This is a genomic window from Erwinia sp. JUb26 (assembly GCF_003751505.1).
GTDB lineage: Bacteria > Pseudomonadota > Gammaproteobacteria > Enterobacterales > Enterobacteriaceae > Erwinia.
The window spans coordinates 455848-468584 of record NZ_RJVB01000003.1 but is presented as its reverse complement, the minus strand read 5'-3'; the positions used below and the strand labels follow the sequence as shown (position 1 = coordinate 468584).

Annotated in this window: 12 protein-coding genes; 9 read left to right on the top strand and 3 right to left on the bottom strand. The window is 56.5% G+C overall.

Annotation, left to right across the window (positions count from 1 at the left end):
- Positions 1-14: 14 nt before the first annotated feature.
- Complete coding sequence (locus EC836_RS10870) at positions 15-2948, bottom strand: FAD-dependent oxidoreductase (RefSeq protein WP_199735116.1); 2934 nt, start codon at positions 2946-2948, stop codon at positions 15-17.
- Between the two features lie 88 nt (positions 2949-3036).
- Between EC836_RS10870 and EC836_RS10865 the strand changes: the two genes are divergently transcribed.
- From EC836_RS10865 to lptG, 7 genes are all read left to right on the top strand, one after another.
- Positions 3037-3933, top strand: coding sequence for a dihydrodipicolinate synthase family protein (locus EC836_RS10865; RefSeq protein ID WP_123332905.1), 897 nt, complete (start codon positions 3037-3039; stop codon positions 3931-3933).
- 33 nt (positions 3934-3966) lie between these two features.
- Entirely contained in the window at positions 3967-4782 is an 816-nt protein-coding gene (locus tag EC836_RS10860) for an ABC transporter substrate-binding protein (protein WP_123332903.1), read from the top strand.
- Positions 4783-4800: 18 nt separating this feature from the next.
- Positions 4801-5550 (top strand): amino acid ABC transporter permease, encoded by a 750-nt coding sequence (locus EC836_RS10855; protein WP_233599232.1) that lies wholly within the window; start codon positions 4801-4803, stop codon positions 5548-5550.
- Positions 5547-6959 carry a dihydropyrimidinase gene (hydA, locus tag EC836_RS10850; RefSeq protein ID WP_123332901.1) on the top strand — a complete coding sequence of 471 codons (1413 nt, stop codon included), beginning with the start codon at positions 5547-5549 and terminating at the stop codon, positions 6957-6959. The genes EC836_RS10855 and hydA overlap by 4 nt, the downstream gene beginning before the upstream one ends.
- A 45-nt stretch (positions 6960-7004) precedes the next feature.
- The gene (locus tag EC836_RS10845; protein WP_123332899.1) at positions 7005-7682 is read left to right on the top strand and encodes a GntR family transcriptional regulator; all 678 of its coding nucleotides are present in this window, start codon (positions 7005-7007) and stop codon (positions 7680-7682) included.
- Between the two features lie 183 nt (positions 7683-7865).
- Positions 7866-8936 (top strand): LPS export ABC transporter permease LptF, encoded by a 1071-nt coding sequence (gene lptF, locus EC836_RS10840; protein WP_123332897.1) that lies wholly within the window; start codon positions 7866-7868, stop codon positions 8934-8936.
- On the top strand, positions 8933-10012 hold the full coding sequence (gene lptG / locus EC836_RS10835; RefSeq protein ID WP_123332895.1) for an LPS export ABC transporter permease LptG: 1080 nt from the start codon (positions 8933-8935) through the stop codon (positions 10010-10012). Before lptF ends, lptG begins: the two co-directional genes overlap by 4 nt.
- Here lptG and EC836_RS10830 read toward each other — a convergent pair.
- The gene (locus EC836_RS10830) at positions 10009-10725 is read right to left on the bottom strand and encodes a thymidylate kinase (RefSeq protein ID WP_123332893.1); all 717 of its coding nucleotides are present in this window, start codon (positions 10723-10725) and stop codon (positions 10009-10011) included. The genes lptG and EC836_RS10830 overlap by 4 nt on opposite strands.
- 141 nt (positions 10726-10866) lie before the next feature.
- On the opposite strand from EC836_RS10830, the gene EC836_RS10825 reads away from it, so the two are divergent.
- Positions 10867-11595: a hypothetical protein gene (locus EC836_RS10825; protein WP_233599230.1), complete on the top strand. Its 729-nt coding sequence runs from the start codon at positions 10867-10869 to the stop codon at positions 11593-11595.
- The gene (locus tag EC836_RS10820) at positions 11588-12328 is read left to right on the top strand and encodes a hypothetical protein (protein ID WP_123332891.1); all 741 of its coding nucleotides are present in this window, start codon (positions 11588-11590) and stop codon (positions 12326-12328) included. Before EC836_RS10825 ends, EC836_RS10820 begins: the two co-directional genes overlap by 8 nt.
- A gap of 39 nt (positions 12329-12367) precedes the next feature.
- Here EC836_RS10820 and EC836_RS10815 read toward each other — a convergent pair whose 3' ends face one another.
- Positions 12368-12727 carry a diacylglycerol kinase gene (locus EC836_RS10815; protein ID WP_123332889.1) on the bottom strand — a complete coding sequence of 120 codons (360 nt, stop codon included), beginning with the start codon at positions 12725-12727 and terminating at the stop codon, positions 12368-12370.
- Positions 12728-12737: the final 10 nt, after the last annotated feature.

Genomic DNA, 12737 nt, shown 5'->3' with positions numbered 1-12737 from the left:
AGCGGTCCTTATTATCAGTGGAATCGGGAAATCGTATAGGGCGCAAGATCGATCTCGCTGCGGCCCTGCAAAATCAGCTGTGACAGGCTCCAGGCAACGACCGGTGCGAGCGTGTAGCCGTTAGAGGTGACCGCGTGGTAAAAGCCCGCTTTGCCGGGAACTTCACCGACGATCGGTGCACCATCGATATTGATGTTCATGCCCGCCCAGCTGCGCACCATATGCAGACTGTTCAGGGCGGGCAGCACTTTTCCGGCCACCCACAGGTTGCCTTCGATGCTGGCGCGCAGTGACTGGTTCATGCGCATATCGGGGTTGAATCCGGCGCTCCAGCCGCCGCCGATCAGGATGCTGCCGTGCGCGGTCTGCTTCAGGCTCAGGTGGCGGCCCGCGTGGGCGATCAGGTGGTCAATACGCGGCGCGGACTGTTCGGTGACGATCATTTGCAGCGGCGCGCCTTTCACCGGCAGCGCAACATCGACCATTTCAGCCACTTTGGCCGCCCAGGCTCCGGCGGCGTTGATCACCCGCCCGGCTTCAATCACCCCGCGGCTGGTTTGTACCCGGTAGCCGCCGTGCGGCAGCGGTTCGATGGCCTGCACGTCGGTCCCGCGCTGGAATCGGGCCCCGGCAGCGGTTGCCAGCCGGTTGACCACGTAGGTAGCCCGCAGCGGGTTGATTTTGCCTTCCATCGGGCAAAACTCCGCGCCGAGCAGGTCCGGTGACAGGTGTGGGGAAATCCGGCTGAGCTGGGCGGCATCCACCAGCTCGGTTTCAATACCGTAGCGGCGCTCCAGAGCGATTTTCTGCTCCAGAAAGCGCATGTCCTGTTCCGTTTCGGCCACCATCAGCCCGCCGGTGATTTTGATCTCCAGCGATTCGCCGCTGGCGTGCTCCAGCGCCTGCCAGAGCCTGACCGAAACAGGCCCCAGCGGCAGCGTCTGCGCCGCCGGTCCACCGCCCTCCTGCGCCTTGCTGCCAAAATCAAATGACAGCAGCTGGACGTGCAGGCTGCCCGCGTTAGCACCGGACGCCTGCAAATTGATGTCGTCACGTTCGACCACCAGTACGTCCGCACCGCCCGCCGCGAGGTAATAACCGAGGCAGTTGCCCATCACGCCGCCGCCAATCACCAGGATGTCGGTTTTTTGCAACGGCAGCGCCGCCTGCTCTACCGGCCGGGCAAGGTTGGGCGTGATGGCGGGTTTGTGCCCGCCCCATTCCGGCTTTTCAAAGGCAAGGGCGGCTATCGGGACAGGACGAACGGGGAAACGGGGAGCATAAAATCCGCTGACGGTGTTTTGGCGGCCGGTCATCTCTTCCACCAGCTGCGCCACCATTCCGGAACAGGTACGCCCCTGGCACAGCCCCATGCCGCTGCGCAGGTTGCGCTTCAGCGCGGCGGGCGTGTCGATCCCCTGGCTGATGGCGCGGCGCAGGCTGCCGAGGGTGATATTTTCACAGCGGCAGATCACCGTTTCGTCTTCCAGCGAGGCCAGGCTGACGGCGGGTGCCTGATAAACCTGCCACAGCGCGCGCTGAAAATCTTCGGCCTGCGTGAGGCGGGATGTGAGGGTGGGAATATCCTGAGGGCTGACCGTTTTGCCCAGCGCGGCAGCGGCGGCGATACCTGCCAGCCGACCCCGGGCCTGCGCCACCTGCGCGCCGCCCAGCTTTGCGCCGTCGCCCACCACGTAAACGCCGCCAACGCTGGTGGCACCGTTCGGATCGGTTTTTATCGTCGGGGTACTGAAGGGCGTGGAAGAGAGCTGCTGTTCGCAGCCGAGCATACGGGCAAGATCGGTAGAAGGGATAAAGCCGTGGCCCAGGCAGAGCACATCACAGTCGATTTCCCGGCGGGAACCGGCAATGCGCTGCCCGTTCGCGTCAACGCGCATCACGGTGATCCGCTCCAGGCGATTCTGCCCGTGCGCGGCCACCACCTCATAGCCCCAGCGGAGCGGCACGCGATGCTTTTTCAATACGCCAAGGTAATGCCGCCCCTTCCACAGCAGTTCGGGGGCCGCCTGCAGCATGGTGAAGATCTGGCGAAAATGCTTCAGTCCGGGTTTCGGCGCGCGCTCCAGCACTTCCACCACCGAACCCTGGCTTTCCAGCAGGTCGGCGGCAAACTGCAGGTTCAGCGGGCCGTTGCCGCTGACCACCACCCGGCTACCGGGGATCACGCGATAGGCTTTAGCCAGCGTTTGTCCGGCTCCGGTGGTCATCACGCCCGGCAGCGTCCAGCCGGGAAACGGCACGGGGCGTTCGTAAGCACCGGTGGCAATAATCAGCTGCCTGGGGCGAAACAGCCGCGTCTGACCGTTAACAATCACGGCGATTTCATTCACGGAGAAGGCCGCCCAGACGGTAGCCTGCTGAACCACGGTGACGCCCGCTGCGACGGCGTCGGTCAGCAGCTTTTCGCCGTCCCGCCACTGCGGCGGCATGTTGCCGTGCAGAATATGGGAAGGTGCCAGCGGCTTAAAAAACTGCCCGCCGCTCTGCGGTCGCTCATCGATGACGATAACCGCTGCCCCGGCCTGCGCCGCCGTCAGTGCGGCGGAAAGTCCGGCGGGCCCGGCGCCCAGCACCAGCAGATCGCAGACGGTTTCCGCGGGTTCAGTGGTCGCGGGTGCCGACGCCAGCGGCTGAGGTGTGCGATCGTCCGAACGACGGCTGTGAATCTGCATCCCCTGCTCGACCAGCGTCATGCAGCTGCGCTGCGATCCTTTGCCGTCCACCTCCACCACGCATTCATAGCAGGATCCCATCCCGCACCACAATCCGCGCTTCTCACCCTGGGTATTTTCGCGCAGCGCCACGATATTGCTGCGGGCCAGGGCGGCCGCGATCGTCTCTGAAGCCAGAGCCTGCACGGCCTGGCCATCAAACCAGATGGTCCGGGTTTCCGCACTCTGGCTGATATCTTGAGATTTTAGTTCCACAGATCTTGTGCTCCGACATCGTATACGTATACAGTACGTATACGGTATACAAACGGTGTTCATCAAGAACTTTCTCAAGGAACTCAGCATGTCTACGTTTCGCGGCACTTACACGGTATTGATTACCCCCTTTACCCCTGATGGTTCAGCAATAGATGTGCCAGCTTTGAAAAAACTGGTTAACTGGCAAATTGAACAGGGAATTCATGGGCTTATTCCACTCGGCAGCACCGGCGAATTTTTATCGATGAGCCGTGAAGAGCGCCAACTGGTCACCGAAACGGTGATTTGCACCGCAAACGGGCGCGTGCCGGTGCTGATGGGGACCGGTGCCGAGTGGACCCCGGAGTGCGTTGAGCTGAGCAAAGAAGCGGAAAATATGGGTGCCGACGGGGTAATGATCATTCCACCGTTCTACAGCTGCCCGAACGAAGACGAACTGTTTGCCCACTATCGCGCGGTCGGGGAAGCGATCTCCATTCCGATCATGATTTACAACAATCCGGCCACCGCCAACGTTGACCTGCTGCCGAAAACCGTCGCCCGCCTGTCGCAGATCGACACCGTCAGCTACATCAAGGAATCCACGCTGGAAGTGACCCGCGTTCGCGACATTATCGAGCTGTGCGGCGATCGGATGAACGTCTTTGCCGGGATCCTCGGCTACGAATCCTTCTGGCTGGGCGCCTGCGGCTGGGTGGCCGTGGCCTCTAATCTGCTGCCGTCGCAGTGCGCGCAGATGTTTGAAGTCGCGGCGGATCGCCTGGATCGCGACGCGGCCCTCGCCCTGTATCACCAGATCCTGCCGGTGGTGCGCGCCGTCGGCGGACCGCACTACGTGGCCGCCAGCAAGGCCGGTCTGTCGATGATTGGGCTGGAGGTCGGCATCCCGCGCGCGCCGCGCCTGCCGCTGGCCGACGACCTGCATCATGTTTTACGTCATGAATTAGAAAAACTAAACGTGCTGAACAGCTTCCAGCATTAATCACTGGCCTGAATTGACACCCGGAGAATCACCATGAACGCCAAATTAACCTTATTAGCCGCGTTAACGCTGCTGTCCGGCAGCTGCTTCGCCGACTGTACGGCACCGCAGGGAGCCAGCCTGGTCACCTCAGGCGAACTGAAAATGTCTACCAACCCAACGCTGCCGCCGCTGCAGTACGTCGACGGTGAAGGCAAGTTAAAGGGCATGCGCATTGAGATGGGCGAGGAGATTGCCAAACGCCTGTGCCTGAAAGCCGATTACACCCGCATTGAGTTCTCGGCGATGGTGCCCGGCCTGCAGGGCGGCCGCTGGGATATGATCAATACCGGCATTTTCTTCACCCCGGCACGCGCCAAAATGATGTACATGATCCCGTATGAAAGCCAGGCCGTGAGTATTTCTACCCCGCCTGCCGATGCAGGGAAAATCACCAAAGTTGAAGATCTGGCCGGGAAAAGCGTGGGCGTGGAGCTGGGCGGCTTTGAAGAAACCACCATCCGCAAAATCAGTCAGCAGCTGGTGGCCAAAAACCTCAAACCGGTTGATATCCATACCTTCGACAACTTCACGGTCGCCTTCCAGGCGCTGCGCGCAGGCCAGGTGAATGCGGTGATCAGTATTGACGCCGTGGCCGCCGACTATCAGCACAAAGGGATGTTTAAGCAGGTGATTTCGGGCCTGGAGCCAACCCCGGTGGCGATCGCCTTTAAAGATCCGAAGCTGGCCGCCGCCGCCGCCGATGCGCTGAATAAGATGAATGCCGACGGCAGCCTGCCTGCGCTGTTTAAGAAATACGGCGCGGAAATGATCCCCGGGAACTTTAGCGTTCAGGGCCCCTCCTCTTAAACCACAGGAACTCTCACTATGATTCAGGGCTGGAGCTGGGAAGGCTACTTCCATTATCTCACCAACTATTTCATTTTCCTTGGGGCGGTGAATACCGTCCTGTTAACCCTGGCTGGAATGGCGGGTGGGCTGGTACTGGGTGTGGTGCTGGCCTTCGCCAGGCTGTCGCCCTGGTCCTGGGTTAATCAGTTAGCGCGTACCTATATCTGGATTTTCCGCGGTACGCCGCTGCTGGTGCAGCTGATTATTATCTACACCGGCCTGCCGCAGATCGGCATTCGCTTTACGGTGATCGAAGCGGTGATCACCGGGCTGGTGCTGAATGAGGCGGCCTATCTGGCGGAGATTATTCGCGGCGGCGTGCAGGCATTGCCGAAGGGGCAAATCAATGCGGCAAGGGCGCTGGGCTTCAACCACGCCGGCGTGGCGCGCTACGTGATTTTCCCGCAGACCATGCGGCTGATCCTGCCGTCGCTGGGGAACAGTTTTAACGGCCTGCTGAAAACCACCTCGATAGCCTCGGTGATTTCAATGGAGGAGCTGCTGCGCCGCACGCAGATCCTGATGCAGGAGCAGTTTATGGTGCTGGAGCTGTTTATGGTGGCGGCGACCTACTACCTGATCCTCACCACGCTGTGGGACTTTATTCAGCGGCGCATCGAGCTGCACTACGCGAAGGCATATCAGAGCACCCAGCACAGCCGCCCGGCGAAAAAGGCCCCGTTAACCGACACCAGCGCCGCGCTGGCTAAGGAGACACAGCGATGAGCACGTTCGATCTGATTGTGAAAAATGCCGATATCATTACCGCCGCCGACCGTTATCACGGCGATATCGGCATCCGCGACGGCAAAATCAGCATGATTGCTGCCGGGCTGAATGGCGAAGACGCGCGCCAGGTGATTGATGCCGCCGGGCGGATGGTCACGCCGGGCGGCGTGGATGCGCACTGCCATCTCGACCAGCCCTCTACCGATGGCTCAGTCGGCGCCGACGACTTTAACAGCGGAACGCGCTCTGCCGCCTGCGGGGGCACTACCACGGTGATTCCGTTTGCCATGCAGTTTAAGGGGCAGAGCCTGCAGGATGCCGTTAACGACTACCATCGACGCGCCGAAGGTAAGGCCTGCATTGACTACGCCTTCCATCTCATTATTACCGATGCCAACCCGGCGGTGATTGCCGAGCTGCCGGCCATGATCGCCCAGGGCTACACCTCATTTAAGATCTATATGACCTATGAGGCGCTGAAACTGTCGGATCACCATATTCTGGATGTGCTGGATGCCGCCCGCGAATTGGGCGCGATTTCGATGATCCATGCGGAGAATGATGACTGTATTAACTGGCTGACCGAGCGGCTGAAGAAGCAGGGAAAAATCGCCCCGCGCTATCATGCCCTCGCCCACTCGCCGATCGGCGAACGCGAGGCCACCCACCGCGCGATTTCACTGGCCGAACTGGTCGATGTACCGATCCTGCTGGTGCACGTCTCCAGCCGGGCGGCGATTGAGCAAATCTACTGGGCGCGCGGCCAGGGCATGCATATTTTCTCGGAAACCTGTCCGCAGTACCTGTTCCTGACGGCGGAAGACCTCGGGATTGATGACAGCTTCCACGGTGCGAAATGCATTTGCAGTCCGCCGCCGCGCGATACCGACAGCCAGAACGCGGTGTGGACGGCGCTGGCCAACGGCACCTTCACCATTTTTTCTTCGGACCACTGCCCGTTTAATAACGATGCCAGCGGTAAAAAGCTGCACGGCGAAAATGCTTCTTTCGATCTGGTGCCAAACGGCATCGCCGGGCTGGAAACGCGCATGCCGCTGTTGATGAGCGAAGGCGTGCTGAAAAATCGCCTGTCTGCGCAGCGCTTTGTCGATTTAACTGCCACCGCTCCGGCGAAGCTGTACGGCCTCTATCCGCAGAAGGGCACGCTCGCCCCCGGATCCGATGCCGATCTGGTGATCTGGGATACGCAAACGCCGAAAACGATCGGCAGCGCCATGCTGCACACCAACGCCGACCACACACCGTATGAAGGGAAAGAGGTTCAGGCCTGGCCTGCGGTAACCCTGTCACAAGGCGTGGCGGTCTGGGCCGATAATCAGTTCAGTGGCGTGGCGGGCAACGGGCGTTTCCTCGCCTGTGCGGTTCCTTTCCCATCGGAACGATAATTCGGTAAACTAGCGGCGGAATTAACTACTGGAAACTGCGTGAAGATGACTGACTATCAGGACCATACGCTGGCGGCAATTATGGCGTCAAAACCGTTGTATATGAAATCGGCCAGCCTGTCTGAGCAGGTCTATGTATTACTGAAAGAGTTAATTCTTGAGCGTAAAATTCCGGGCAGCAGCGAAATGTCGGAGTCGCGCCTAGCCGATGAGCTGCAGGTTTCACGCACGCCAATGCGTGAAGCGCTGGTCAGGCTGGCCGGGGAAAACCTGCTGGAGCGCCGCGGCGCACGTTCATATACCGTTCGCTCGGTGGATATCAAAGAGTATCTGGACACCATGGCGCTGCGCGAGTTGCTGGAAGTTGAAGCGGTGGGCAAGGCGCTGGATAAAATCGGCACGCCAACCCTGGACGCGCTGATCGCCGAACTGCACGAACTGATGAAGGCCGACGAGGAGCATCTTTTCTGGCGCTACGACGAGAAGCTGCATAACACCATTGCGGAAGCCAGCGGCAACGTGGTGCTGGCCGGGGTATTAAAGGGGCTGCGGGTGAACGTGCGCCTGTTCCGCCTGCACAGTCCGCTGCACCGCCAGAGCGAGAATCACACCGAACATCTCGATCTGCTGACCGCCATGCGCGAAGGCGACCGGGAGAAAAGCCTGGCCTCCATCCGCAATCACATCAGTAAATTACGCAACGACGTGATGGCGTCTTTATAAACGGCAGCCGCAGCCGTTTCGCGTCTAATAACCTGAGCCCGTCGGGAATTCCGGCGGGCTTTTTGCTTTCTGTCACTCCGGGGCAATAGCACGGATCTGCAAGACGATAACGAAACGGAACTATTAATCTGGCGGGCCGTAAAACACCATTATTATTCAGACTGATGTAGGGTTTTCATATTTATGTTTGTGTTCGAACGCTACATCATGACTGAAACACGTCGACTGGTGATGACCATTATTGGTTTCCTGATTTTTATCTTCGCCAGCTATTCGACCCAACGCTATCTGACCGATGCCGCCAACGGCACGCTGGCGCTACAGTCGGTGATGTCGATTGTTTTCTATAAAATTCTGATTGCGCTGGAAATGCTGATCCCCGTCGGGCTCTATGTTTCCGTCGCCGTTGCGCTTGGTCAGCTTTATAACGATTCTGAAATCACCGCCGCGCTGGCATCAGGCATCAGCCCGCTACGGATTTATAAAGCGATAATGTACCTGGCCATACCTTTAGGTATTGTGGTGACTTTACTTTCCATGTACGCCCGTCCCTGGGCCTACGCGCAAATATTTCAGCTCAAACAGCAGGCGCAGTCTGAATTAGATGTCAGCCATCTGCAGGAAAAAAAGTTTAATCTCAACGATAGCGGCAGAATGATTTTGAGCGATAAAATCGATCGGGCCAGCAACCATCTTTCGGACGTGCTGATTTACAGCTCGTCCGGCAGCAATACCTTTTTATTCCGGTCACACACGCTTCAGGTTACCAATCCGGCGGCATCATCACCAGCGGTGACTCTCCATAGTGGAACGGCCTATCGGCTTGACCGGAAAGGATCGGACGATAATGCACAAACCTACACTAACTTTAATCTGCATCCCAAACCGATAAAGCCCAGTAGCGAACTGAAAAGTAAGTCGGCATCGATGGCGGAACTGTCTGATTCTCGCGATCCCGCCGATACCGCCGAACTTCAGTGGCGGGAAAGCCGGGGTATCAGCGCGTTATTAATAGCGATGCTGGTCATTCCGTTAAGCCGGACACGCCCACGCCAGGGTCGCTTTGCCACCCTGTTACCGTTAGCCGTGCTGTTTGTTTTAATCTTTTATGCCGGCAACATCAGCCGCTCGCTGGTGGCCAGCAATATTATTCCCCCTTTCCCCGGGGTGTGGACGGTTCCCCTGATGATGCTGCTGGTGTTTATGGCGCTGGTTGCCCATCAGACATCGCTGCTGCAGAAATTCTTCCGGTGAACATTTTTAGCCGTTATCTGATTAAAAATATTTTCCTCGGCTTCACTGCCGCGGCCGCGTTGCTAATCCCTCTCTTTTCGACGTTTGACTTTATTAATGAGCTGGATGATGTCAGTTCAGGCGGGTATCACTGGACGCAGGCACTGATGGTGGTGTTGATGAAGCTGCCCCGCTGCCTGATCGATCTTGGCCCCTTTATCGCTTTGCTCGGCGGGATTGTTGGGCTGGGGCAGCTGTCGAAAAGCCTGGAACTCACCGCAATGCGCGTCTCCGGCCTGTCCGTTGTCAGAATTGCGATGATAACGCTGTGCGCCGGCTTTATTTTTACCCTCGCGCTGAGCGCTCTGGATGAATGGGTGGCTTCACCTCTTCAGCAGCGGGCGCTGCAGCTAAAAGATAATGCTGAAGCCAGAAGTGATAATCCGTCCGGTTCGGCTAATACACTGTGGGCGAGGCGGAATAATGAGTTTGTCACCATAAAAACGCTCGATGAATATAACCGCCCCGCAGGCATTGAGATATTTCGTTATCATCAGGACCTGACGCTCGATTATTACCTTTACGCAAAAACGGCAACCGTTAGCAATGATGGCAACTGGACGTTACATGGTGTGAATCGAAAAAACTGGCTAAACGGCAACGAGACGTCGCAGTTTCATGACAGCATGCCGTGGCAGTCAATTTTCAATCACACCAGTCTGGAGGAGTTAATGATGCCGAGCGATAGTTTTTCGGTTGCACAGCTTAATCATTACATCAGCTATCTGCGTGCGACCGAACAGCCCGAGCTGGAATTCCGAATTGCACTGTGGCAAAAGCTGGGCCGCCCCATTCTGATACTGGCCATGATTTTACTTGCCGTGCCCTTCACCTTCAGCAACCCACGTGCGCCGGGTGTAGGCAGTCGCCTGGCGGCAGGCGCTATTATTGGCCTGCTGACCTACGTCAGCGATCAAATCATCGTTAATCTGGGATTATTATTCTCTTTCAATGCGCCACTGACTGCCATTTTCCCGCCGCTGGCTTTATTGGCTGTCGCATTGAAGCTGGTGACTCAGTTTGATAAACGCCACTAATCCTGACTGGCAGGATGAAGATGATAGCCTCGCGACTGCATAAAATCCGCTACGGCTCGCTCGGCAATAGGAAGAACACAGTCGAGCGGCTGGTTAACGTCGATATCGACAATCTGTGAGCCGGGGAAAGTCAGTTTTGAGGTGACCGCGACCTTTTTCGCCAGCGACTCACGGCGATGGTCCGGTTTACGTGCGCAGGCAACATCAATATCAACATTCAGCTTTAACACCAGGTCGGGTTTGTAACTGGCCATCCAGTGAAATGCCTGATGCTCACACCCTGCCAGCCAGTTAATGAACGGACGCCCGGGAATCCGCTCAGGCAATTGCACCCCATCATACGCGCCGGGGATTTGGATTTGCGGAAATCGATCCGCCAGGATAATTAAACCGCGATGATGAAAGCGCAGCATTCGACGAAAGCGGAATAGCCGCCGTAAAACGAAAAACATCATTACCAGCGCAGGAACCACGCCAATTTTTGATTTGGCCACGCTAAGTTTTTTTCGATCGATGGTTTTACCCAGTTTTTTTCCCAATAGCGGCAGTTTAACCAGCTGACGTTCAACGTTACCCGCCTGTTTTCCTAAATGAACTCTGACCGCATCACCATATTGGTTAATAAACTCAATCAGGTGTTCAGAAACTGTCGATTTTCCGGAACCATCGCAGCCAATAATAGCAATAATCGGCGGATTGATATTCGATTTCATATAAACTCCCTTTTAAGAAAACGCCTCAGGATATAGCATTTTAAAAGAAGATTGTCGCTAATAGTGCTTGTTATTCTTGGCAAGAAAAGACATCGGAAAATTTACCCGTGTGGAAAATATTTTTAAAACAGGGTTGTTAATGTGAGAGAATTGAAAAAGGATATTATCCATTCCCCGGTGCGCGTTATCGCTATTACCGGCTGCGATGGCGCAGGAAAATCAACGCTGGCGACCCATCTGGTCAATCGACTTTCAGCACAAGGATCGGTCGAACTGGTTTATCTGGGGCAATCTTCAGGATTTATCGGTAAGTGGATCGGTAATCTTCCCATTATGGGTTCATATATTGGAAACTATCTCTTTTCCCGTTCAGAACGCGTCCATAGCCGCCCTTCTTCCCCCCCGGGCAATATCGCCGCGCTGGTGATTTACCTGCTTTCCTGCTGGCGGGCAGTGAAATTCCACCGCATGCTGAGGAAATCCGAACAGGGCTGCCTGTTAATTACCGATCGCTACCCTCAGGCTGAAGCCCCGGGATTTCGCGTTGATGGCCCTCAGCTGGCGAAGGCCGAAGGCGGTAATTACTGGATTCGCATGCTGAGAAAAAGCGAGCAGCGTCTTTACCTTTGGATGGCGTCATACCCGCCGGCTTTATTGATCCGCCTGAACATCGATGAACAAACGGCGCACCTACGCAAGCCCGACCACGCGCTTTCCGCACTGCGAGAGAAAATCGAGGCAATACCCCAGTTAACGTTTAACGGCGCAAAAATCCTGGATTTAGATGCCCGTGAAGCGGAAAGCATAATTATAGGTCGATCGCTGCAGGCGATTCATTCCACCCTTTCAGGCTTACAGAAAAATGCATAATAAATCAGAGATGGCCCCTCAGCCTGCGGACGCCTTCGTGCCCGGACTTATTGCGGTGGTAGGCTGCGACGGCACAGGAAAATCGACGCTAACCGCAGATTTAGTCCAGCTGCTGAGCTCACAGTGTGCCACTGAGCGCCGCTACCTGGGACTCATATCCGGGGAGGATGGAGATAAAATTAAACGTTTGCCGCTGATTGGCATATGGCTTGAGCGGCGACTGGCGGCAAAATCGGAGAAAACCCAGCGTATGAGCAGTAAAGCGCCCGCACTCTGGGCTGCACTGATTATGTACGGGCTGTCACTGTGGCGAAGATCGAATTTAAACAAGGCAAAACGCCGGGCGCAGAGCGGTGTGCTGGTGATCGGCGACCGTTATCCGCAGTGTGAGGTGTCAGGATTTTATTATGACGGCCCCGGCATCGGGATTGAACGCACGCGCGGTTGGTTAATGACGCGCCTGGCGAGAAGTGAGCAGCGCTTGTATCAGCAGATGGCGCTGTGCCGCCCGCAGTTGATTATTCGCCTTGATATTGATGCCGACACCGCATTTTCACGTAAACCCGACCATAACTATGACGAACTGCGCGACAAAGCGCGCGTCATGACCCAACTTAATTACAATGGCTCACGCATGGTTAACATTGATGCCCGCGCCCCCTATTCTGAGGTTCTGCAAACGGCATTAGCGGCGATTAATCCTGTCCTTTCCGCCGAACGGCCGAGGAAATAACCCAGATATAACACTGGGTAAATTTCGCAATATCAAACGCTACAGCAGAATCATTGTCCAAAGCGTCACGGTCATCACCACCGTGACTAACTGCGCTGCTCCGCCAATATCCTTCGCCCGCTTTGACAGCGGATGCAACTCCAGAGAGATGCGATCGACGGCACTTTCAATCGCGGTATTCAGCAGTTCAACCACCAGCAATAAAAAGCAGCTGGCGACCAGAAAGAGGCGCTCAATTTTAGTGACGTCGACATACAGCGCAGCAACTAACAGCAGTCCGGAGAAAATAAAAATCTGCCTGAATGAACACTCGGTTAATAAAGCATTCAACAGACCCGTCAGAGAGTTTTTTATACTGTCACCAAAGTGCCTGATACCTTTTTTCTTTTCAAAAAACATCGAGACCCCG